Source organism: Halomonas mongoliensis, assembly GCF_052496345.1.
Genome location: NZ_CP199288.1, coordinates 1,612,452 through 1,632,527, shown reverse-complemented (window position 1 = coordinate 1,632,527; position 20,076 = coordinate 1,612,452). Strand labels below are relative to the sequence as shown.

Annotated in this window: 23 protein-coding genes; 15 read left to right on the top strand and 8 right to left on the bottom strand. The window is 65.4% G+C overall.

What is annotated here, in order from left to right; all coding sequences use genetic code 11:
* Positions 1–12 precede the first annotated feature (12 nt).
* The 8 genes from ACRYRV_RS07685 (at position 13) to ACRYRV_RS07650 (ending at position 6,342) form a co-directional block, all read left to right on the top strand.
* A complete protein-coding gene (locus ACRYRV_RS07685; protein WP_444985497.1) occupies positions 13–894 on the top strand; it encodes a tetratricopeptide repeat protein in 882 nt (293 codons plus the stop codon).
* A 24-nt stretch (positions 895–918) separates the two neighbouring features.
* A complete protein-coding gene (locus tag ACRYRV_RS07680) occupies positions 919–1,062 on the top strand; it encodes a hypothetical protein (protein WP_444985498.1) in 144 nt (47 codons plus the stop codon).
* Positions 1,059–1,940, top strand: a complete 882-nt coding sequence (locus ACRYRV_RS07675; protein WP_444985499.1) for a tetratricopeptide repeat protein — start codon at positions 1,059–1,061, stop codon at positions 1,938–1,940. The genes ACRYRV_RS07680 and ACRYRV_RS07675 overlap by 4 nt, the downstream gene beginning before the upstream one ends.
* Before the next feature lie 23 nt (positions 1,941–1,963).
* A complete protein-coding gene (locus ACRYRV_RS07670; protein ID WP_444985500.1) occupies positions 1,964–2,086 on the top strand; it encodes a hypothetical protein in 123 nt (40 codons plus the stop codon).
* Positions 2,087–2,132: 46 nt separating this feature from the next.
* Positions 2,133–4,160: a hypothetical protein gene (locus ACRYRV_RS07665; protein ID WP_444985501.1), complete on the top strand. Its 2,028-nt coding sequence runs from the start codon at positions 2,133–2,135 to the stop codon at positions 4,158–4,160.
* On the top strand, positions 4,157–5,038 hold the full coding sequence (locus tag ACRYRV_RS07660; protein WP_444985502.1) for a tetratricopeptide repeat protein: 882 nt from the start codon (positions 4,157–4,159) through the stop codon (positions 5,036–5,038). The genes ACRYRV_RS07665 and ACRYRV_RS07660 overlap by 4 nt, the downstream gene beginning before the upstream one ends.
* Before the next feature lie 113 nt (positions 5,039–5,151).
* Complete coding sequence (locus ACRYRV_RS07655) at positions 5,152–6,036, top strand: tetratricopeptide repeat protein (RefSeq protein ID WP_444985503.1); 885 nt, start codon at positions 5,152–5,154, stop codon at positions 6,034–6,036.
* Between the two features lie 24 nt (positions 6,037–6,060).
* On the top strand, positions 6,061–6,342 hold the full coding sequence (locus ACRYRV_RS07650) for a PAAR domain-containing protein (protein WP_309637413.1): 282 nt from the start codon (positions 6,061–6,063) through the stop codon (positions 6,340–6,342).
* 6 nt (positions 6,343–6,348) lie between these two features.
* Here the strand turns inward: ACRYRV_RS07650 and ribA are convergent, their stop codons facing one another.
* Complete coding sequence (ribA, locus tag ACRYRV_RS07645; protein ID WP_444985504.1) at positions 6,349–6,984, bottom strand: GTP cyclohydrolase II; 636 nt, start codon at positions 6,982–6,984, stop codon at positions 6,349–6,351.
* A gap of 171 nt (positions 6,985–7,155) precedes the next feature.
* Here ribA and hemE point away from each other — a divergent pair, with 171 nt between their 5' ends.
* Both hemE and ACRYRV_RS07635 read left to right on the top strand, forming a co-directional pair.
* Entirely contained in the window at positions 7,156–8,232 is a 1,077-nt protein-coding gene (gene hemE / locus ACRYRV_RS07640) for a uroporphyrinogen decarboxylase (protein WP_309637411.1), read from the top strand.
* Positions 8,225–8,608: a VanZ family protein gene (locus ACRYRV_RS07635; RefSeq protein WP_444985505.1), complete on the top strand. Its 384-nt coding sequence runs from the start codon at positions 8,225–8,227 to the stop codon at positions 8,606–8,608. Before hemE ends, ACRYRV_RS07635 begins: the two co-directional genes overlap by 8 nt.
* 40 nt (positions 8,609–8,648) lie before the next feature.
* On the opposite strand, the gene ACRYRV_RS07630 is transcribed toward ACRYRV_RS07635, so the two are convergent.
* Entirely contained in the window at positions 8,649–9,125 is a 477-nt protein-coding gene (locus ACRYRV_RS07630) for a hypothetical protein (protein ID WP_444985506.1), read from the bottom strand.
* Positions 9,126–9,339: 214 nt separating this feature from the next.
* Between ACRYRV_RS07630 and ACRYRV_RS07625 the strand changes: the two genes are divergently transcribed.
* Positions 9,340–9,768, top strand: a complete 429-nt coding sequence (locus ACRYRV_RS07625; protein ID WP_253447599.1) for a host attachment protein — start codon at positions 9,340–9,342, stop codon at positions 9,766–9,768.
* Positions 9,769–9,844: 76 nt separating this feature from the next.
* Here ACRYRV_RS07625 and ACRYRV_RS07620 read toward each other — a convergent pair whose 3' ends face one another.
* Complete coding sequence (locus ACRYRV_RS07620) at positions 9,845–10,771, bottom strand: LysR family transcriptional regulator (protein WP_253447602.1); 927 nt, start codon at positions 10,769–10,771, stop codon at positions 9,845–9,847.
* 160 nt (positions 10,772–10,931) lie between these two features.
* On the opposite strand from ACRYRV_RS07620, the gene ACRYRV_RS07615 reads away from it, so the two are divergent.
* Positions 10,932–11,708 carry a ferredoxin--NADP reductase gene (locus ACRYRV_RS07615; protein WP_444985507.1) on the top strand — a complete coding sequence of 259 codons (777 nt, stop codon included), beginning with the start codon at positions 10,932–10,934 and terminating at the stop codon, positions 11,706–11,708.
* Positions 11,709–11,812: 104 nt separating this feature from the next.
* Here ACRYRV_RS07615 and glnK read toward each other — a convergent pair whose 3' ends face one another.
* The 3 genes from glnK to ACRYRV_RS07600 all read right to left on the bottom strand — a co-directional run bounded on the left by glnK (position 11,813) and on the right by ACRYRV_RS07600 (position 13,919).
* Positions 11,813–12,151, bottom strand: a complete 339-nt coding sequence (gene glnK / locus ACRYRV_RS07610) for a P-II family nitrogen regulator (RefSeq protein ID WP_110069051.1) — start codon at positions 12,149–12,151, stop codon at positions 11,813–11,815.
* A gap of 151 nt (positions 12,152–12,302) precedes the next feature.
* Positions 12,303–13,553 carry an ammonium transporter gene (locus ACRYRV_RS07605; RefSeq protein WP_253447608.1) on the bottom strand — a complete coding sequence of 417 codons (1,251 nt, stop codon included), beginning with the start codon at positions 13,551–13,553 and terminating at the stop codon, positions 12,303–12,305.
* 27 nt (positions 13,554–13,580) lie between these two features.
* Positions 13,581–13,919: a P-II family nitrogen regulator gene (locus tag ACRYRV_RS07600; RefSeq protein WP_253447610.1), complete on the bottom strand. Its 339-nt coding sequence runs from the start codon at positions 13,917–13,919 to the stop codon at positions 13,581–13,583.
* A 278-nt stretch (positions 13,920–14,197) separates the two neighbouring features.
* Between ACRYRV_RS07600 and ACRYRV_RS07595 the strand changes: the two genes are divergently transcribed.
* Together ACRYRV_RS07595 and ACRYRV_RS07590 are read left to right on the top strand one after the other, a co-directional pair.
* Positions 14,198–14,539 (top strand): accessory factor UbiK family protein, encoded by a 342-nt coding sequence (locus ACRYRV_RS07595; RefSeq protein ID WP_253447613.1) that lies wholly within the window; start codon positions 14,198–14,200, stop codon positions 14,537–14,539.
* A 69-nt stretch (positions 14,540–14,608) separates the two neighbouring features.
* Positions 14,609–16,111 (top strand): YifB family Mg chelatase-like AAA ATPase, encoded by a 1,503-nt coding sequence (locus ACRYRV_RS07590; RefSeq protein ID WP_444985508.1) that lies wholly within the window; start codon positions 14,609–14,611, stop codon positions 16,109–16,111.
* Positions 16,112–16,123: 12 nt separating this feature from the next.
* Here the strand turns inward: ACRYRV_RS07590 and ACRYRV_RS07585 are convergent, their stop codons facing one another.
* Together ACRYRV_RS07585 and ACRYRV_RS07580 are read right to left on the bottom strand one after the other, a co-directional pair.
* Positions 16,124–16,627 carry a hypothetical protein gene (locus ACRYRV_RS07585; protein WP_444985509.1) on the bottom strand — a complete coding sequence of 168 codons (504 nt, stop codon included), beginning with the start codon at positions 16,625–16,627 and terminating at the stop codon, positions 16,124–16,126.
* Positions 16,624–17,610 (bottom strand): alpha/beta hydrolase, encoded by a 987-nt coding sequence (locus ACRYRV_RS07580; protein WP_309637407.1) that lies wholly within the window; start codon positions 17,608–17,610, stop codon positions 16,624–16,626. Before ACRYRV_RS07580 ends, ACRYRV_RS07585 begins: the two co-directional genes overlap by 4 nt.
* 234 nt (positions 17,611–17,844) lie before the next feature.
* Between ACRYRV_RS07580 and ACRYRV_RS07575 the strand changes: the two genes are divergently transcribed.
* Positions 17,845–20,019: a malate synthase G gene (locus tag ACRYRV_RS07575; RefSeq protein ID WP_253447626.1), complete on the top strand. Its 2,175-nt coding sequence runs from the start codon at positions 17,845–17,847 to the stop codon at positions 20,017–20,019.
* Positions 20,020–20,076 lie beyond the last annotated feature (57 nt).

Sequence of the window (20,076 nt, the reverse complement as noted above, 5' to 3'; positions counted from 1 at the left end):
GGAGTGTCTTGCGTGATCAGGGTATTTGTCGTTGCGATCCTGATGGTACTTTCCCCGCTCGCCCAGGCGGAGCGGGTGTTTGAGGGCGAGAAAGTGGTAGAGCTTTTTCAAAGCCAGGATTTCGACGCCAACCTGATCAAGGCAAAAGAGGGCGACGTTCGTGCTCAGTATCTGGTGGGGGCGGCCTACCTGTACGGCCTTGAAGCGCAAGAGGTCGAGGTGGATCATGAGCAGGGACGCTATTGGCTCGAGAAGGCAGCTGACCAAGGCGCCGCTGAAGCCTATTCTGAATTAGCCAGGATATATCGCAAGGGCATGGGGGTGGAAAAAGACGCTAGCAAGTATGAGGAGTATCTTGCCGAAGCCGCAGAGCGAGGAATGTCATCCGCACGGTTGGATATCAAGGACCTTTACCGGTACGGTGACCCCGAAATGGGGATCGAGCAGGATGAAAAAAAATATATTTATTGGCTTATAAGGGAGGCCGAGGATGATCATCCATATGCTATGAGAAACTTGGCAATTTCCTATCGCCAAGGCCTTGGTGTAGAAGTGGATATGAAAAAATCTTTTGAATGGTTAATCAGGGCGGTTGAGCGGGATGATTCAATTTCGCAAGCATATGCGGGTGAGTTTTTCGAACAAGGCCTCGGTACGGAGCAGGACTTTGTCAAAGCCTACATGATGTATGACCTGAGTACTGGTATAGGGCGAGAAGCTAAATATGAGCTGGCCGATAAAATGACGGAGGAGCAGATCGAGGAAGCTATCGCCCGCTCCTGGCAGTGGCAACAGGAGCATGAAGTGGTCAGACCAGCTTCCGATGGCTACCGCTACCAGCCCGATGTGAGCGACCTGGAGCCGCTGTCCCTCACGCCGGAATTGGATCAATAAAGGCAGTACCTTCAGGGAGGATTGATGATGTTCCACACCGCCCTCATCCTCGATGTCGACGGCATCCCGGTGGCCCTCCATGGCTGCCACACCTCATGCGGTGCCAAGCTGATCTCGGCCTCGGGTGGCCGCCAGCGTTCTGGCGGTGACATGGAGTGTCTTACGTGATCAGGTTGACTTTAATTGCTATCTTGCTGGTGCTTTCCCCGCTCGCCCAGGCGGAGCGGGTGTTTGAGGGCGAGAAAGTGGTAGAGATTTTTCAAAGCCAGGATTTTGACGCCAACCTGGCCAAGGCGGAGGAGGGCGATGTTCGGGCTCAGTATCTGGTAGGGGCCGCCTACCTGTACGGTCTCGAGGCGCAAGAGGTCGATGTAGACCACGCGAAAGGCCTGCACTGGTTGAAAGCAGCTGCCAGGCAGGGGGCTGCCGAAGCCTTTGATGAACTCGCCATTGCCTATCGTGACGGTATAGGGGTGAAGAAAGATGCAAGCAAGTATGAGGCCTACCTTGCCGAGTCTGCCGAGCGAGGAATGTCGTCTGCACGGTTGGAGATCATGAACCTATATCGTTACGGAGATCCGGAGCTTGGGGTCGAAAAGAACGAAGAAAAATATCTCCGCTGGGTTATTAACAACGCAGAAGCTGGCTATACATCCTCCATGATTACTTTGTCTCTTAGGTATCGAGAGGGGCGTGGTGTGGAAAAAGACCTTGATAAAGCTTTTGAGTGGATCACGCGGGCGGTAGTGCTAGATGCGCCTTTTTCACATAGAGATGCAGCCGAACATTTCAAAAATGGGTGGGGGGCGGAGCAGGACCTGGTCAGGGCTTATATGCTCTATGACCTAGCGAGCCCAGGGTCTAGTAATGATAGGGATGAAGTGGCAGAGCGCATGACCGAAGAGGAAGTCGCAGAAGCCATTGCCCGCTCCTGGCAGTGGCAGCTGGAGCGTAATAGCTTCGCCCCCAGCTCCAACGGCTACCGCTACCAGCCCGATGTGAGCGACCTGGAGCCGCTGTCCCTCACGCCGGAACCGGATCAATAAAGCCAATGCCTTCAGGGGGGGCGATGATGTTCCACACCGCCCTCATCCTCGATGTCGACGGCATCCCGGTGGCCCTCCATGGCTGCCACACGTCATGCGGTGCCAAGCTGATCTCGGCCTGGGGGGGCCGGCACGGGCTGGGGTGATCAACACGCTCTTCTGCAGCGCTGATGCGACTACGCCCAGTGGCTGATGCATGGCCTGCGCAATGCGCTGGACCGCTACGACCACCTCTCCCCCCGCTATGGCGAGCGCGTGACCGAGATCGTCGGCAATGCCCTGAGGGGTGGCGTGCTCTCCGCCAGTAGCGCATGGGCCTGGGAGCAGCTGCTGACGCGGCTGAATGACGCCGAAAATCCCATCGTGCGCGCCTACTTCCACAACCATCGTGAAACTGCGGAAGCCTTCGTGGCCGATGCCCTGGCGCTGGGGGAGGGCACCGCCTTCTTTGGCGAAGTGAAGCTCAAGGACTGGTTCAACCTGCTGAAAGGCCTGCGCGATGTGGCCAACAGTGGCCGGAGCCTGGCGGAATTCGAGGCCAGCCGCCGGGCGCTCTCTGATCTCGGCACCACCATCCTCGGCGCCGCAGGCGCCCTGCTGGGCCAGGAAACGGCGGACCAGGCCGCCGGTGGCCGGCCTGTCGCTCCGCGCAGCGGGATCATGGTGCAGTATGCGCGGCTGTTGCAGGTCGATGGTTTGGTCACCACGCCGGATGCCAGCTTCGCTTCCGGTGCCAGCTATGTGGTCGAGATGGAGGTCACCATGGGCGACTATCGTCGCCTCGTCAGCTACCTGGCCAACCCGGACGGCTCGGCCCGCCGAGGCCCCGACGGGGAGCCGCGCTACGTCGACCCGCTGGAGAACGGCGCGCGTACCGGCGGCAACCTGCCCGGCCCCGACGTGGCGGACGCCACCCGCGTCAAGGTGCTGTGGCAGATCCGGGATAGCGATCTCGCGCGCGTCGCCGGCTATGTGGAGGGCATCGACGAAAACGCGCTGACCGCAGGAGGCAAGCCGGTCACCCTTCCCCTGGTGGAGCGCCAGCGCATCATCGACGAACAGCGGCGCCTGTGGGGGCGCCTGAGGGTCGGTGACAAGGCCGTCCAGCTACCCGTGACCGCCCTGGCGCTGCTCAGCTTCTTTGAAGCGGGCAAGTCCCTCGCCGACAAGCCGCGCAGCCTCGAGCACTGGTGGGGCCTGCTCGGTGCCATGGGGGCTCTCACCCAGCTCGCCTTCGAGAGGGCCGCCGGCAACGCGGTGCGCCGCGGCCTGGCCACCAGCGGCACGCTGGCCGATGCGCGCATCCTCAGGGGCGCCCAGTACGACAGCGTGGCCCGGCACCTGGGCCGGGGGGTTGGCGCCATCGGCCTTGTCGATGGTTTTCGGGCGCTGGGCGAGGCCGGCGCCATGGCCCGGCGCGGCGAGCTGCGCGAGCGGGTGCGCCACAAGCGGTATCTGGGGGGCGTCACCATCGGCGGGGGCATCCTCGCCATCGCCGCCAGCTCCCTGGTCCTGGTTCCGCTGGTGATCGGCGTCATCAGCCTGGTGCTGGTGTATCGGCTGGCCCGCCTGGTGCCGTGGCATATTGAGACCTGGCTACGCCGCAGCCTCTACGGCGTGCAATCGGAGCGGCTGCGGTTTCAGCCGTTTGCCAACGGCATGGAGGAGCAGGACTCGCTGACGATGGTGTTCAGCGGCATCGAGTTCGATATGGAAGCGCTGCGCGCCACCGTCTCGTCCGGTGAAATTGGGCCAGCCACTACCCGGCCAGCCACTGAACGGCAGACGTGGGCTGCAGAGCTGGCCGAAGAGGGCAGGCGTATCGTGCCGGACCACTACACCCTCAACCTGTCGGCCAAGGCGAGCTTCCCGGAGGATCTGGCGGGTGAGTTGACGGTGTTGGTGAATTACCTGCCAGAAGAAGGGCAGAGTCAGTATTTAGGCGGGGCGCTCTATGCGGCTGGTGACATTGTGCCAGTGAACAGGAGAGGGCAGCAGATAGATACATCCTATATCCCTCAGCCGGAAAGTATTGGAGATGCTCAAGACGCCGCCCCTGATAGTAATCGGTTTATATTGAAGAAGGAGAGCGAAAAAATAATGATGCTGCTTGAGGTGGACCTCCATGCCGAGGGCGGAAGGCTGGTGGCAACTGTCCGATACGTTCCGGAAGTGGGTGTGTTTCCGCAAGAGGACTATATTATGGAGCTGTCAAGATGATTAGGGTGATTTTGGTTGCGACCTTTATGATGCTTTCCCCGCTCGCCCAGGCGGAGCGGGTGTTTGAGGGCGAGAAAGTGGTAGAGATTTTTCAAAGCCAGGATTTTTACGCCAACCTGGCCAAGGCGGAGGAGGGCGATGTTCGGGCTCAATATCTGGTGGGGGCCGCCTACCTGTATGGCCTAGAGGCTCACGAGGTCGAGGTGGATTATGAGCAGGGGCGCTATTGGCTCGAGAAAGCAGCTGACCAAGGAGCCGCTGAAGCCTACTCCGAATTAGCCAGGATATATCGCAAGGGCATGGGGGTGGAAAAAGACGCCAGCAAGTATGAGGAGTATCTTGCCGAAGCCGCAGAGCGAGGAATGTCATCCGCACGGTTGGATATCAAGGACCTTTACCGGTACGGTGACCCCGAAATGGGGATCGAGCACGATGAAAAAAAATATATTTATTGGCTTATAAGGGAGGCCGAGGATGATCATCCATATGCTATGAGAAACTTGGCAATTTCCTATCGACAAGGCCTTGGCGTAGAAGTGGATATGAAAAAATCTTTTGAATGGTTAATCAGGGCGGTTGAGCGGGATGATTCAATTTCGCAAGCATATGCGGGTGAGTTTTTCGAACAAGGCCTCGGTACGGAGCAGGACTTTGTCAAAGCCTACATGATGTATGACCTGAGTACTGGTATAGGGCGAGAAGCTAAATATGAGCTGGCCGATAAAATGACGGAGGAGCAGGTCGAGGAAGCTATCGCCCGCTCCTGGCAGTGGCAGATGAAACATGGTGTGGTTCGCCCATCCTCCGATGGCTACCGCTACCAGCCCGACGTGAGCGACCTGGAGCCGCTGTCCCTCACACCGGAATCGGATCAATAAATCCAATGCCTTCAGGAAGGTTCGATGATGTTCCACCCCACCCTAATTTTCGACAGCATCCCGGTGGCCCTCCATGGCTTCCAAACCTCTGGCGATGACATGGAGTGTCTTACGTGATCAGGTTGACTTTAATTGCTATCTTGCTGGTGCTTTCCCCGCTTGCTCAGGCGGGATTGATATTTGATGAATGTGAAAAGGTGGTAGAGATTTTCCAAAGTCAGGATTTTGATGCCAACCTGGCCAAGGCGGAGGAGGGCGATGTTCGGGCTCAGTATCTGGTGGGGGCCGCCTACCTTTATGGCCTCGAAGCGCAAGAGGTCGAGGTGGATCATGAGCAGGGGCACTATTGGCTTGAGAAGGCAGCTGGCCAGGGAGCTGCTGAAGCCTATTCCGAATTAGCCAGGATATATCGCAACGGAATGGGGGTTAAACAAGATGCAAGAAAATATGAGAAGTATCTTGCCGAAGCCGCTGAGCGAGGAATGTCGTCCGCACGGCTGGATATCAAGGACCTTTACCGATATGGCGACCCCGAGGTGGGGGTCGAAAAGAACAATGATAAATACATTTACTGGCTTAGAAAGGAGGCCGAGGACAATCATCCATATGCGATGAGAAACTTGGCTATTACATATCGTCAAGGCCTCGGAGTGGAAGTGGATTTTGGGAAGTCCTTTGAATGGATAATGAAGGCGGTAGCGCTTGATGCACCTTTTACACATAGAGACGCGGCCCAGCATTTCGAAAATGGCTGGGGTACGGAGCAGGACCTGGTCAAGGCCTATATGCTCTATGACCTAGCGAGCCCAGGGTCTAGTAATGATAGGGATGAAGTGGCAGAACGCATGACCGAAGAGGAAGTCGCAGAAGCCATTGCCCGCTCCTGGCAGTGGCAGCTGGAGCGTAATAGCTTCGCCCCCAGCTCCAACGGCTACCGCTACCAGCCCGATGTGAGCGACCTGGAACCGCTGTCCCTCACGCCGGAATCGGATCAATAAAGCCAATGCCTTCAGGGAGGATCGATGATGTTCAACCCCGGTGACGGTGTGATTCTGCTGGGCGATGCCACCACCCACGGCGGGCGGGTGATCAGCGGCCAGGCCCGCTATCAGGTGAATGGCAAGCCGGTGGCGGTGGTGGGCGACAAGGTAAGCTGCCCGAAGAAGGGCCACGGGGTGTGCAGCATCGTCGAGGGCCACCCCACCATCACCCTGGATGGCATCCCGGTGGCCTTCCATGGCTGCCACACCTCATGCGGTGCCAAGCTGATCTCGGCCTCGGGGGGCCGGCACGGGCTGGGGTGAGAGCGCTCAGCCCTTGCGTTCGATATCCACGTCGCTGGCCTGGGTGAAGTCGCCCAGGGCCATCATGTGGCCGAGCTTGCCGGCCTTGGTGGAGAGGTACTGCTCGTTGTGGGGGTTGAGGCCGGTGGTCAGGGGCACCCGCTCGACGACCTTGACCCCGGCGCCGGTCAGGGCATCGACCTTGCGCGGGTTGTTGGTCATCAGCCTGAGCGAGGCGATGCCCAGATGCTCGAGCATCGGCACGCAGAGGTCGTAGCGGCGCAGGTCGGCGCCGAAGCCGAGCTGCTCATTGGCCTCGACGGTGTCGGCGCCCTGGTCCTGCAGGTGGTAGGCGCGGATCTTGTTGAGCAGGCCGATGCCGCGACCCTCCTGGCGCAGGTAGAGCAGTACTCCGCGCCCCTCGGAGGCGATGCGCTTGAGCGCCTCCTGCAGCTGATAGCCGCAGTCGCAGCGCATGGAGAAGAGCGCGTCGCCGGTCAGGCACTCGGAGTGAACCCGCCCCAGCACCGGCTCTCCGTCGGCCACGTCGCCGAGGGTCAGGGCAATATGGTCCTTGCCGGTAGCCTCGTCCTCGAAGCCGTGCATGGTGAAGGTGGCCCAGGGGGTGGGCAGTCGAGAGGCGGCGATGAAGCGAATCGTCACTGGGTACCTCGGTATCAGGCCGCGGGCGGTGCCGCAGAATGGGGCAATAGTCTAACAGGAACCGCGGCGGTGCTCACGGCCGCGTAGAGCCTGTCGAGCTTGGCCTCGGTCAAGCCTCGCGTGCGGCGATGCGCTACAATGGCGCCACATTTCCCGTGGATGACCGCCTGCATGGAACTCAAGAACGATCGCTTTCTGCGCGCCCTGGCGCGTCAGCCTGTGGACCGCACGCCGGTATGGATGATGCGCCAGGCTGGCCGCTACCTGCCGGAGTACCGCGCCACCCGCGCCGAAGCCGGCGACTTCATGGACCTCTGCCGCAACCAGGACCTGGCCTGCGAGGTGACCCTGCAGCCCCTGGAGCGCTATCCGCTGGACGCGGCGATCCTCTTCTCGGATATCCTCACCATCCCCGATGCCATGGGCCTGGGGCTCTACTTCGAGACCGGCGAGGGGCCGAAATTCCGCAAGCCGGTGCGCAGCGCCGAGGATGTGGCGGCGCTCAGCGTGCCCGATGCCGAGCGCGACCTGGACTACGTGATGCGGGCGGTCTCCACCATCCGCCGCGAGCTCAACGGCCGGGTGCCGCTGATCGGCTTCTCCGGCAGCCCCTGGACGCTTGCCACCTACATGGTGGAGGGCAGCTCCAGCAAGGACTTCCGCCACGTCAAGACCATGCTCTACGATACGCCTAGCGTGATGCATGACCTGCTCGACACCCTGGCCACCTCGGTCACCGAGTACCTCAATGCCCAGATCCGCGCCGGCGCCCAGGCGGTGCAGATCTTCGACACCTGGGGCGGCGTACTCTCTACCCCGGCCTACCTGGAGTTCTCGCTGCGCTACATGGAGCAGATCGTCGCCGGCCTGATCCGCGAGCACGACGGGCGCAAGGTGCCGGTGATCCTGTTCACCAAGAACGGCGGTCAGTGGCTCGAGGATATCGCCCTGGCGGGCCCCGATGCCGTGGGCCTGGACTGGACGACGGAGTTGTCCGATGCCCGCTCCCGGGTCGGCCACAAGGTGGCCCTGCAGGGCAACCTGGACCCCAATGTGCTGTTCGCACGCCCGGCGGCGATTCGCGCCGAGGTGGCGCGCATCCTCGACAGCTACGGCGAGGGCCCCGGCCATATCTTCAACCTGGGCCACGGCATCAGCCAGTTCACCAACCCGGACAACGTCACCGCCTTCATGGAGGCGCTGCACGAGCTGAGCCCGGCCTACCACCGCCGTATCCAGCATGGCTGACAGGGGTCGCCCGACCTGGCTGAAACGCCTGCATGACCAGCGCCGCCTGTGGGCGGCGCTGGCCGTTGTGGGGGCAGTGGCGATTGCCATCGGCAGCCTGACCCCGGGCAGCCAGATGCCTTCGAACCTGCCCTGGGACAAGCTCAACCACTTCCTCGGCTACGCGGGGCTGGCCGGCCTATTGGGCCTGGCCGGGCTGCGCCTGCCGCTCGCCTTCCTGGCTGCCGTGTTCTACGGCCTCGCCATCGAATACGCCCAGATCCCGGTGCCGGGCCGCAGCGGCGGCGACTGGGCCGATATCCTCGCCAACACCCTCGGCGCCGCCTGCGCGGTGCTGGTGCTGGCCGGGGTGCGGCGAGGGCTGGGTCTGCGCTGAAGGGAGTGGCCGGCGCCCCCGAGATGCCGCGACAGGCTGCCTAGAGGCGTGGCTCCCGGGATGGCGGGGTCTCTGTCTGGTCGCTGGCCATGTCCAGCGAGGGCTCGCGGGGGCGCAGCCGATCGGCCGGGCGCCTTACCCGGGGGCTGCCCACTACGCTGTCGTCGGGGTCCAGGGCGCGGGCATCGCTGGTCCAGGCCGCCTGGGGATCATGCACCGCTGGGCGGCGCTCGTAGGAACGCGTGATCACCGGGCCGGCCCCGGCGGCATTCGCCAGGTGGTGAGGCAGCAGCCACAGCTCGGCGAGCAGGCGCAGGGCCACGGCGGCCAGCAGCCAGAGGCCGCCGCCGAGTGCCAGCGGCGGCCAGGCCTCGGCCCAGCTCAGGGGCGCCAGCCATGGCGTACGCGGGGCGAGCCAGAGGGCGGCACCGGCGACGAGGCCAAGCTGCAGCAGCAGATGACAGAAGAGCAGGGTGCCGCGGGACAGTGGGCGGCGGGGAAACAGGAACTGACGCATCGGGCTCCTCCCGGAAGCACATCGTGGAGATGAGACGTGCCGGCATCCCTGCCGGTCATGGGCGGATGCTACCCCAGATCAAGCTCCCGTGCAGTTTCCCCATGTCAGGACGTCATTCGGGTTGACCGGGTCCGGACGGCTTGCCACTGTTGAGTAAGTAGTGCCGCCGAGGCCCAGGGCCCGGTTTCATGACAACCTGCATCAAGGAGTGGCTATGACGACCTATATCGTGGTGGCAGACGCCGCGCGGGCCAGGATCTTCACCCGCGACGCGCTCAAGCTGGTCGAGCAGGACAGCCTGGTGCATGCGGCCAGCCGGCTGCATGAGGGGGATCTGGTCACCGATCGCGGCGCCGACGTGCACGAGTCGACCTCGGTCACATCGCGTGCTTCCGGCGGCGAGAACACGGCGCGCACCCATGAGGAGCTGATCTTCGCCAAGGAGGTAGCCGAGCGCCTCTACCGGGCGCGGGTCGACAACTCCATGGAGAAGCTGATTCTGGTCGCTCCCCCGCGTTTCCTGGGCCAGCTGCGCGACAAGCTCGACGGCCCCACCACCAAGCTGGTGATCCACTCCCTCTCCAAGGACCTCTCCAAGGCCAGTCTGGAAGACATCCAGGAGGCGGTCAGCGATATGCGTTGACCCCGCTCCCCGGCGCACCCCTACCGGCGGGCCCGGCCATCATGGCCGGGCCCGCTGCCGTTCCGCTCCTGCGGGCTCAGGGCACCGGCGGCAGGTCGATCTGGTCGCTGCGCGTCACCCCTTCGGTCATCTGCCGGCAGAGCTTGAGGAACTCGCGCATGCCGGTGGCCATGTACTTGTGGCGGTGCCAGATGAAGGCGAACTGGCGGCTCAGGTCCAGCTCCGGCGTGGGGATCGCCACCAGGCTGCCGCGGCGGAAGGCGTCGCGCAGCGCCAGCTTGGAGACGCAGCCGATGCCGAGCCCCGACTCCACGGCGCGCTTGATCCCCTCGGTGTGCTCCAGCTCCAGCAGAACATTGAAGCGGCCGCGGCGGTGTCGAGCGGCCTGCTCCAGGGTCAGGCGGGTGCCCGAGCCCTCCTCGCGCATGATCCAGGCCTCGCGCAGCAGCCGTTCCAGCGCCACCGGACCGCTCCCTGCCAGGGGGTGGTCCGGTGAGCAGAATACCGCCAGCTCATCCTCTACCCAGGGTTGGGTCGTCACGTCCTCCGCTTCGCAGTGCCCCTCGATCAGCCCGAGGTCCAGCTCATGGTGGCGAACCCCCTCGATGATGGCGCGGGTGTTGCGCACCGCCAGCCGCACGCGACTGCCGGGAAAGCGCTGCATGAAGTCGCCGATCAGCAGGGTGGCCAGGTAGTTGCCGATGGTCAGGGTGGCACCCACATCCAGGGTGCCGACCCCCTGCTGGCCGCGCAGCAGCTCCTCGATCTCCTCGGCGCGATCCAGCAGGGCCACCGCCTTGGGCAGCAGCTGGAAGCCCAGGGCATTGAGCTTGAGGCGCTTGCCGATGCGATCCAGCAGCTGGCAGTCGAACTGGCGCTCCAGTTCGGCCAGGGCCGTGCTGGTAGCGGACTGGGAGAGCGACAGGACCCGGGCGGCCCGGGAGACGCTCTCGTGCTGGGCGACGGCGACGAAGACCTCCAGCTGGCGCAGGGTGAAACGCATGGGGCTGAGCTCCTGTGATCTATATCAAGGACGCGGATAAGTCTTATCCATACAATCCATTTAACAGATAACGCCCCTTCTCTTAGAATTCAATGCAAATATCCATTGCCCATCTATTCCTTTTGGGAATATGTGGCCTGCGCTATCTCAAGGAGTCGGCATGAGCAAGTTCGCCCTGGAAGAGGTCCTGAGCGTTCACCACTGGAACGACACCCTCTTCAGCTTCCGTACCACCCGCGACCGCGGCCTGCGCTTCAAGAATGGCCAGTTCGTGATGATCGGACTGGAGGTCGACGGCAAGCCGCTGATGCGGGCCTACTCCATCGCCAGCCCCAACTACGAGGATCACCTCGAGTTCTTCAGCATCAAGGTGCCGGACGGCCCGCTTACCTCGCGTCTTCAGCACCTCAAGGTGGGCGATCAGATCATGGTGAGCCGCAAACCCACCGGCACCCTGGTGACCGACGACCTGCTGCCGGGGCGTAACCTGTACTTCCTGTCGACAGGCACGGGGCTCGCTCCCTTCATGAGCCTGATCCAGGACCCGGAGGTGTACGAGCGCTTCGAGAAGGTGGTGCTGGTGCACGGCGTGCGCAGCGTCAGCGAGCTGGCCTATGCCGACTTCATCCAGCAGGAGCTGCCTGCCCACGAGTACCTGGGCGAAGAGATCGCCGAGAAGCTGGTCTACTACCCCACGGTAACCCGGGAGGCGTTCCACACCATGGGGCGTCTCACCGACCATATCCGCACCGGCAAGCTCTTCGAGGATACCGGCCTTGCGCCCATGGACTCCAAGCAGGACCGCGCCATGATCTGCGGCAGCCCGGCGATGCTCGACGAGACCAGCGCCCTGCTCGACGACCTGGGCTTCAAGATCTCCCCGCGCATGGGCGATCCTGGCGACTACGTCATCGAGCGCGCCTTCGTCGAGAAATAAGCTGGAAGCTTGAAGAGCGCCGCTTCGCGGCTGGAAGCTGGAAGAAAAACCGCCCCCATGGCTCTTGCCACGGGGGCGGTGTCATTAAGGCTGTCTTCCAGCTGTCAGACCGCGTCCTTGCCCGTCTCGCCGGTACGGATGCGGATCACCTGCTCCAGCGGGGTGACGAAGATCTTGCCGTCGCCGATCTTGCCGGTATTGGCGACCTGGGTGATGGCGTCGATCACCTTCTCGGCCATGTCGTCGTCCACGGCCACCTCCAGCTTCACCTTGGGCAGGAAATCGACCACGTACTCGGCGCCGCGGTAGAGCTCGGTGTGCCCCTTCTGGCGGCCGAATCCCTTGACCTCGGTGACGGTGATGCCCTGAACCCCGATCTCGGAGAGGGACTCCCTCACGTCGTCCAGCTTGAAGGGCTTGATGATGGCGGTCACCAGTTTCATGGTCGAATTCCTCGTCTGTTCGCAGCGGTGGCCGGGCCACCCGAGTGTGCCTGATTGCTCTCTAGCATACACCGCGGCGAGCAGGATGAAAAAAGGCCCCCGAAGGGGCCAGGAGGAGCACGCCAGCTCACTCGGTGGGCGTTGCCGTCACTTACTTCTTGGCGACGCTGAACTCGGGGTAGGCCTCCAGACCGCATTCGGCCAGGTCGACGCCCTCGTACTCTTCTTCCTCGCTGACGCGGATGCCCATTACTGCCTTGAGGATCAGCCAGACGATCAGGCTCGCCGCGAAGACCCAGGCGAAGATGGCGATGATGCCGAGGAGCTGGGCACCGAAGGTGGCGTCGCCGTTGGTCAGAGGCACCGCCAGCAGGCCCCAGATGCCGACCACGCCGTGCACCGAGATGGCGCCGACCGGGTCGTCGATCTTCAGCTTGTCCAGGCCCACGATGGAGGCCACCACGATGGCGCCGCCCACGGCGCCGATCAGGGCGGCACTCAAAGCGGAGGGGGCCAGCGGCTCGGCGGTGATGGCCACCAGGCCGGCCAGGGCGCCGTTGAGGGTCATGGTCAGGTCGGCCTTGCGGAACCAGATCTTGGCCAGGATCAGGGCGGCGATCACGCCGCCGGCGGCCGCGGCGTTGGTGTTGACCAGCACCTGGGCGACGTTGTTGGCGGAGTCCACGTCGGAGACTTTCAGCTCGGAGCCGCCGTTGAAGCCGAACCAGCCCATCCACAGGATGAAGGTGCCCAGGGTGGCCAGCGGCAGGTTGGCGCCGGGGATGGCGTAGATGCTGCCGTCCTTGCCGTACTTGCCCTTGCGGGGGCCGAGGATCAGCACGCCGGCGAGAGCCGCGGCCGCACCGGCCATGTGGACGATGCCGGAGCCGGCGAAGTCGGAGAAGCCGGCGGCGTCGAGCCAGCCTTCGCCCCAGGTCCAGTAGCCGGAGACCGGGTAGATGAAGCCGGTCATCACCACGGCGAAGGCCAGGAAGGCCCACAGCTTCATGCGCTCGGCCACGGCACCGGAGACGATGGACATGGCGGTGGCCACGAAGACGACCTGGAAGAAATAGTCGGCCCGCATGGAGTAGTAGGGGGCGTCATCGCCGCCGGCCAGCACCGCATCGACGCTGTTCTCGCCGCCCAGCAGGAAGCCCAGGTTGGGCAGGAAGCCCCCCTCGGCGCTGGAGTACATGATGTAGTAGCCCACCAGCAGGTACATGGTGCAGGCGATGGCGAACAGGGCGATGTTCTTGGTGAGGATCTCGGCGGTGTTCTTGGAGCGCACCAGGCCAGCCTCGAGCATCGAGAAGCCGGCGGCCATCCACATCACCAGCACGCCGCAGATCAGAAAGTAGAAGGTATCGAGCGCATAGCTCAGCTCTGTCAGTTCACTCATGGCAGTCTCTCCAGAGGCAGGAAACGATCAGACGGCGTCGGGGCCGCGTTCACCGGTGCGGATGCGAATCACGTCCTCCAGCGGCGTGACGAAGACCTTGCCGTCGCCGATCTTGCCGCTGTTGGCCGCGCTGCAGATGGCATCGAGCACCGTCTCCAGGCGAGAGTCATCCACGGCGACCTCGACCTTGACCTTCGGCAGGAAGTCGACGACGTACTCGGCGCCGCGATAGAGCTCGGTGTGGCCCTTCTGGCGGCCGAAGCCCTTGACCTCGGTGACGGTGATGCCTTGAACGCCGTTGTCGGCCAGCGCCTCGCGGACGTCGTCGAGCTTGAACGGCTTGATGATGGCGGTGATGAGTTTCATCCCTTGTCTCCCCGGTTGCGTTGGGTATCGGCGCGGTGGCCGCATGCCCTGACATGGCCATAATCGTGCCATCGACACTTTGCAGTCTTTTAAATCAAATGGTTGGGGTCGCTTTCGAGGCTGGTCGGACGAGGTGGTTGCAGCGCAGCAAAGGCTTCTGCACCGTCTTGGTGCCGGCTGTCGGTGCAGGCGCGCCATCCTGGCGCAGCGGTGGGGCATGCGCTCGCGGCGGGGCATGCGTATCCTGTAGCCGGCATTCCCACGTTCAGGAGAGACCCATGGTGAGCCATGACCGTATCGGCCGACTGGCCCAGCAGATCGGTGAGCGCCTGCAGGGCGCGTCCCAGGCGCCGGAAGAGGTGCAGAAGGGCATTCAGCAGGTGGTGCGCGGCGCCTTCGACCGCCTGGAGCTGGTGTCCCGGGAGGACTTCGACATCCTGATGGATGTGCTGCAGCGCACCCGGGCCCGGGTCGAGGCCCTGGAGCAGCAGGTCGCCGGGCTCGAGGCGCTGCTGGAGCAGCGCACCGGCGAGGCGCCGACCGACGCCCCGGCGGCCGCCGCCGAGGGCGACACGCCCCGCCCCGAGGAGGACGCCGGCGGCGGCGAAGCCGGCCGCTGATCCGACGCCGGGCAGGGGGGCCGGCTCTGGACTAGCCTTGGGGGCATGACTCCAGGCGAGGGAGCGCCCATGACGCTGGCGATCGTCCATACCCGAGCGGGCCTCGGCCTCGAGGCCCCCGAGGTCCAGGTGGAGGTCCACCTGGCCAACGGCCTGCCGGGGGTGACCCTGGTGGGCCTGCCCGAAACCGCCGTGAAGGAGAGCCGCGAGCGGGTGCGCAGCGCCCTGGTCAACGCCGGCTTCGACTACCCCCTGCGTCGCATCACCCTCAACCTGGCCCCCGCCGACCTGCCCAAGGAGGGCGGGCGCTTCGACCTGCCCATCGCCCTGGGGCTGCTGCTGGCTTCGGGCCAGCTCCCCCCCGATGCGCTGAAGGCCACCGAGAGCGTCGGCGAGCTGGCGCTGGATGGGCGCCTGCGCCCGGTTCACGGCGTACTGCCCCTGGCCATGGCCACCCGCCGGGCCGGCCGGCGACTCATCGTGCCTCGGGCCAACGCCGATGAGGCGGCACTGGCCGGCGATCTCGAGGTGCTCCCCGCCGACCACCTGCTGGAGGTGGTTGGCCATCTGCTGGGGCGAGCGCCCATTGCGCCGCACCGGCTCTCCCGCCCGCCCGAGGCGTCGGTGGCGCTCCCCGACCTGGCCGAGGTGCGCGGCCAGCACCAGGCGCGCCGCGCCCTGGAGGTGGCCGCCGCGGGTTCCCATAACCTGCTGCTGGCCGGCCCTCCCGGCACCGGCAAGACCATGCTGGCCAGCCGCCTGCCGGGCATCCTGCCGCCGCTTACGGACGAGGAGGCGCTGGAGGTGGCGGCGGTGCGCTCGGTGAGCGGCCTGCCCCTGGCCGCGGAGTGGGGCCGCCGCCCCTTCCGGTCGCCCCATCACACCGCCAGCGCCGTGGCCCTGGTGGGCGGCGGGGCCAAGCCCCGCCCCGGCGAGATCTCGCTGGCCCACCACGGGGTGCTCTTCCTCGACGAGCTGCCGGAGTTCTCCCGCCATGTGCTGGAGGTGATGCGCGAGCCCATGGAGTCGGGGCGGATCCATATCGCCCGGGCCAGCCATGAGCGCCGCTATCCGGCCCGCTTCATGCTGGTGGCGGCCATGAACCCCTGCCCCTGCGGCCATCTGGGCGATCCGCGCCAGGCCTGCCACTGCACCGCGGCCCAGATCCAGCGCTACCAGGCGCGCCTCTCGGGGCCGCTGCTCGATCGCATCGACCTGCAGGTGGAGGTGCCGGCGCTGCCGCCGGAGCAGCTCACGGCGGCGGCCGAGAGCGAACCCTCGGCGGCGGTGCGGGCCCGGGTGGTGGCGGCCCGGGAGCGGCAGCTGGCGCGGGGTGCCCTCAATGCCCACCTGGCCGGGCGGGAGCTGGAGGCGGCCTGCGGCCTCGCCGCCGCCGATCGCGCCTGGCTGGCCGGTGTGCTGGAGCGGCTCAAGCTCTCGGCCCGGGCCTACCACCGGGTGCTGCGGGTGGCGCTGACCCTGGCGGACCTGGCCGGCGAACCGAAGCCGGCCCGGGAGCAGCTGATCGAGGCGGTGGGCTACCGCCAGCTGGATCGGCTGCTCAAGGGGTAGGCAGGGGCTGGCCTAGAGCGCCGTGGCGTCCAGGGCGCCCTGCAGGCTCTCCTCCCACTGGGGCGAGTCGCTGCCGGGGCGGCGCAGCACCAGGGTCAGCCGGTAGGGCAAGAGCTCCCGGTCCGAGAGCCGCAGCCGCGGTCCGTCGGCCATCAGCCGACTCTCCAGCCGCCACTGATTATCGCCGGCGCCGTCGCCCATGCTATCGCTCCAGTCGAGCACCTGGGGGCCGTCGCTCACCGCCAGCAGCGCCCGGGTCAGGCTCTCCAGGAAGCGCTCCTGGCCGATGCTGAGCTCCCCGTTGACCTCCGGGGCGGCCAGCAGCAGCACCTGGTCGCCGGGCGGTTTCGGCAGGGGAGGCGCCTCCATGACCCGATCGGCGGCGCGCTCGCCCAGGTTGAACATTGCCTGGCGCAGTGTCTCGGGGCGGTCGGGGGCCGCGGCGCAGCCGGCGAGCAGCAGAGGCGCGAGGAGCAGGGGGGCAAGCAGCGGGCGTGGCGTGCGGCTGGCGTTCATGGGGAGTCGGTCTCCGGGTGGGCAGCGACAGGCGCCAGGTCGTCGATAAAGCGGTCCAGGCTCTCGAAGAGCGCCAGGCGGATCGGCTCGGCCTCGTTGACCAGGTGGTGGCGCGCCTCGGGGTGGCGGTGAATCTCGGCATTGGGAAACTTGTGGGCCAGCACGCCCAGATTCCACTCCCAGTCCACCGTCAGGTCCTGCTCCCCCTGGAGAATCAGGGTGCGCACCGGGTTGGGAGGCAGCGCCAGCAGGCGCGGCATCCAGCGGCGCATGGCGCTGACCCAGTCCACGGCGACCCGGTCGGCCTGGAGGGGATCCTTGTCGCGCAGGAAGGCGGCGAACTCCTCGTCGGTGGAGTTGGGTCGGAACTTGCGCGGGACGGAGCTCAGGAAGGGACCGGCCAGCAGGTGCAGCCAGCTGGCCTGGCGCCAGCCCCAAGGACGCACCAGAGGGGCCAGCAGCGCCAGCCCCGCCCAGTGGCTGTCCTCGCCGCGGGTGAGGGCGTCGGTGGCGAGGATGGCCGCCCCGGTGCTCTGGCCGACGCCCAGCCAGGGGCGCGGGGCCAGCTCCTCCTGCTGCAGGTGGGTCTGCAGCGCCTCCAGGCAGCCGCCGTAGTCGGCGAAGTCCTTGATCGAGGCGCGGGCCCCGCTGGAGAGGCCGTGGCCGGGCAGGTCCCAGAGGACCACCCGCCAGCGGCGCTCCAGCAGGCGTTCCAGCAGATGACGATAGAGGCCCAGGTGGTCGAAGTAGCCGTGCACCACGAAGGCGGTGCCCACCGGCTCGGCGGGGCTCCAGACCTGGGTCCAGAGGCGGAAGCCCTGGGCATCCACATAGCCCACGTAGAGGCCGACATGCTCGGCCAGCAAGGGGGCCAGGCCATAGTGGCCCAGGTAGCGTTCCAGGTGGTCGCCGCCGGGCACCGCATCGAGTGATTCGATCAGCCGAACCGGGCCCAGCGCCTGTAGGGGGGTGAAGTCGCTCATCGTGTCCTCCGCGGCGCCCGGCTATGCTAGCGTCAAGCCAGGCGGTGCACCACGAGCAAGCCACGCCTGCCCGGTCTCACCTTATCTTTTGGTCTAGCTGGCCGCCTTACCGAGGCTTTTCGGGTTTACACATGGAAGTATTTTCCACAAAATCGAGGCCAGAGCAGTCACACAACCCCTGTCCCGGCAGACTGGCACGCGACACGCCGGCTGCCAAGCACGAGGAGATCCACCATGACCCAACGTGTTACCCGCCATCGCCTCCAGGTGGCCGCCGAGCTGGACCGCTTCATCAATGAGCAGGCGCTTCCCGGTACCGGCGTAGATGCCGAGGCGTTCTGGGCCGGCGTCGATGCCCTCTTCCATGATCTGACCCCGAAGAACCGCGAACTGCTCGCTGAGCGTGAGCGTCTGCAGGAGCAGCTCGACGGCTGGCACCGCGAGAACCCCGGCCCGGTGGGTGACATGGCGGCCTATCGCGCCTTCCTGAAGGAGATCGGCTATCTGGCCGAGGCCCCGGCCAGGGTCGAGGTGACCACCGGCAACGTGGATCGCGAGATCGCCGTCCAGGCCGGTCCCCAGCTGGTGGTGCCGGTGAGCAACGCCCGCTATGCGCTGAACGCCGCCAATGCGCGCTGGGGCAGCCTCTACGACGCCCTCTACGGCACCGATGCCATCTCCGAGGAGGACGGCGCCGAGAAGGGCACCAGCTTCAATCCCAAGCGCGGCGAGAAGGTGATCGCCTACGCCCGCGGCCTGCTGGACCGCGCCGCGCCGCTGGCCACCGGCTCCCACCGCGACGCCGTCAAGTACGCCCTGCGTGACGGCCATCTGGTGGTGACCCTGGAGGGCGGCCGCGAGACCGGTCTCAAGGAGCCCGGCAAGCTGGTGGGCTATACCGGCGAGGCGGCGACCCCCGAGTCGGTGCTGCTGGTCAATCACGGCCTGCACCTGGAGATCCAGATCGACCCGAGCCACCCCATCGGCAAGACCGACCCGGCCGGCGTCAAGGATCTGGTCGTCGAGGCGGCGCTGACCACCATCATGGACTGTGAGGACTCCGTGGCCGCGGTGGACGCCGAGGACAAGGTGGGCGTCTACGCCAACTGGCTGGGCCTGATGAAGGGTGACCTGGAGGAGCAGGTGGAGAAGGGCGGCAAGACCATCACCCGCCGCCTGCACGCCGATCGCCAGTTCACCACTCCGGACGGCGGCAGCCTGACCCTGCCCGGCCGCTCGCTGATGTTCGTGCGCAACGTCGGCCACCTGATGACCAACCCGGCGGTGCTCGACGCCGAGGGCAATGAGCTGCCCGAGGGCATCCTCGACGGCATCGTCACCGGTCTGATCGCCCTGCACGACCTGAAGAAGGGCGAGGGTGAACCGCGCAACTCCCGCGAGGGCTCCGTCTACATCGTCAAGCCGAAGATGCACGGTCCGAAGGAAGTGGCCTTCTCCAACGAGCTCTTCGGCCGCGTCGAGGACCTGCTGGGCATGGCCCGCGATACCCTCAAGATGGGCATCATGGACGAGGAGCGCCGCACCACGGTGAACCTCAAGGCGTGCATCAACGAGGCCGCCTCCCGCGTGGTCTTCATCAACACCGGCTTCCTGGACCGCACCGGCGACGAGATGCACACCGCCATGGAGGCGGGCCCGATGATCCGCAAGGGCGACATGAAGGGCGCCGCCTGGATCCAGGCCTACGAGAAGAACAACGTCCAGATCGGCCTGGCCTGCGGCCTGCGCGGCCGCGCCCAGATCGGCAAGGGCATGTGGGCCATGCCGGACCTGATGGCCGCCATGCTGGAGCAGAAGATCGGCCATCCCAAGGCCGGCGCCAACACCGCCTGGGTGCCGTCGCCCACCGCGGCCACGCTTCACGCCCTGCACTACCATCAGGTGGACGTCACCGGCATCCAGCGCGAGCTGGAGGCCCAGGGCGAGCCGGACTACCTGGACGAGCTGCTCAGCGTGCCGGTGGCCGCCGAGGCCAGCTGGTCCGACGAGGAGATCCAGCAGGAGCTCGACAACAACTGCCAGGGCATTCTCGGCTACGTGGTGCGCTGGGTGGAGCACGGCGTGGGCTGCTCCAAGGTGCCGGACATCCACGACGTGGGCCTGATGGAGGACCGCGCCACCCTGCGGATCTCCAGCCAGCACATCGCCAACTGGCTGCACCACGGCGTGGTCGACGCCGCCCGGGTCCAGGAGACCCTGGAGCGCATGGCCAAGGTGGTGGACGAGCAGAACGCGAACGATCCGGCCTACACGCCGATGAGCGCCGACTACCAGGGCTCCAGCGCCTTCCAGGCGGCCAGCGACCTGATCTTCAAGGGCCGCGTGCAGCCCTCCGGCTACACCGAGCCGCTCCTGCACCACTGGCGCGCCGTGCACAAGGCCAAGTAAACCAGAGGCCAGGCAAGCCAGCGCGGTGTCACCGCTGAACCAGAAGCGCCCCGGGTA

Excerpts from the sequence above, each read along its gene's own strand:
- ACRYRV_RS07615 (WP_444985507.1), top strand. The coding sequence starts at position 10,932 with ATGAGCAAGTTCGCCCTGGAAGAGGTCCTGAGCGTTCACCACTGGAAC.
- ACRYRV_RS07590 (WP_444985508.1), top strand. The coding sequence starts at position 14,609 with ATGACGCTGGCGATCGTCCATACCCGAGCGGGCCTCGGCCTCGAGGCC.
- ACRYRV_RS07595 (WP_253447613.1), top strand. The coding sequence starts at position 14,198 with ATGGTGAGCCATGACCGTATCGGCCGACTGGCCCAGCAGATCGGTGAG.
- ACRYRV_RS07625 (WP_253447599.1), top strand. The coding sequence starts at position 9,340 with ATGACGACCTATATCGTGGTGGCAGACGCCGCGCGGGCCAGGATCTTC.
- glnK (WP_110069051.1), bottom strand. The coding sequence starts at position 12,151 with ATGAAACTGGTGACCGCCATCATCAAGCCCTTCAAGCTGGACGACGTG.
- hemE (WP_309637411.1), top strand. The coding sequence starts at position 7,156 with ATGGAACTCAAGAACGATCGCTTTCTGCGCGCCCTGGCGCGTCAGCCT.
- ACRYRV_RS07650 (WP_309637413.1), top strand. The coding sequence starts at position 6,061 with ATGATGTTCAACCCCGGTGACGGTGTGATTCTGCTGGGCGATGCCACC.
- ACRYRV_RS07575 (WP_253447626.1), top strand. The coding sequence starts at position 17,845 with ATGACCCAACGTGTTACCCGCCATCGCCTCCAGGTGGCCGCCGAGCTG.
- ACRYRV_RS07670 (WP_444985500.1), top strand. The coding sequence starts at position 1,964 with ATGATGTTCCACACCGCCCTCATCCTCGATGTCGACGGCATCCCGGTG.
- ACRYRV_RS07660 (WP_444985502.1), top strand. The coding sequence starts at position 4,157 with ATGATTAGGGTGATTTTGGTTGCGACCTTTATGATGCTTTCCCCGCTC.
- ACRYRV_RS07585 (WP_444985509.1), bottom strand. The coding sequence starts at position 16,627 with ATGAACGCCAGCCGCACGCCACGCCCGCTGCTTGCCCCCCTGCTCCTC.
- ACRYRV_RS07635 (WP_444985505.1), top strand. The coding sequence starts at position 8,225 with ATGGCTGACAGGGGTCGCCCGACCTGGCTGAAACGCCTGCATGACCAG.
- ACRYRV_RS07620 (WP_253447602.1), bottom strand. The coding sequence starts at position 10,771 with ATGCGTTTCACCCTGCGCCAGCTGGAGGTCTTCGTCGCCGTCGCCCAG.
- ACRYRV_RS07600 (WP_253447610.1), bottom strand. The coding sequence starts at position 13,919 with ATGAAACTCATCACCGCCATCATCAAGCCGTTCAAGCTCGACGACGTC.
- ACRYRV_RS07680 (WP_444985498.1), top strand. The coding sequence starts at position 919 with ATGATGTTCCACACCGCCCTCATCCTCGATGTCGACGGCATCCCGGTG.
- ACRYRV_RS07580 (WP_309637407.1), bottom strand. The coding sequence starts at position 17,610 with ATGAGCGACTTCACCCCCCTACAGGCGCTGGGCCCGGTTCGGCTGATC.
- ACRYRV_RS07630 (WP_444985506.1), bottom strand. The coding sequence starts at position 9,125 with ATGCGTCAGTTCCTGTTTCCCCGCCGCCCACTGTCCCGCGGCACCCTG.
- ACRYRV_RS07665 (WP_444985501.1), top strand. The coding sequence starts at position 2,133 with ATGCATGGCCTGCGCAATGCGCTGGACCGCTACGACCACCTCTCCCCC.
- ACRYRV_RS07605 (WP_253447608.1), bottom strand. The coding sequence starts at position 13,553 with ATGAGTGAACTGACAGAGCTGAGCTATGCGCTCGATACCTTCTACTTT.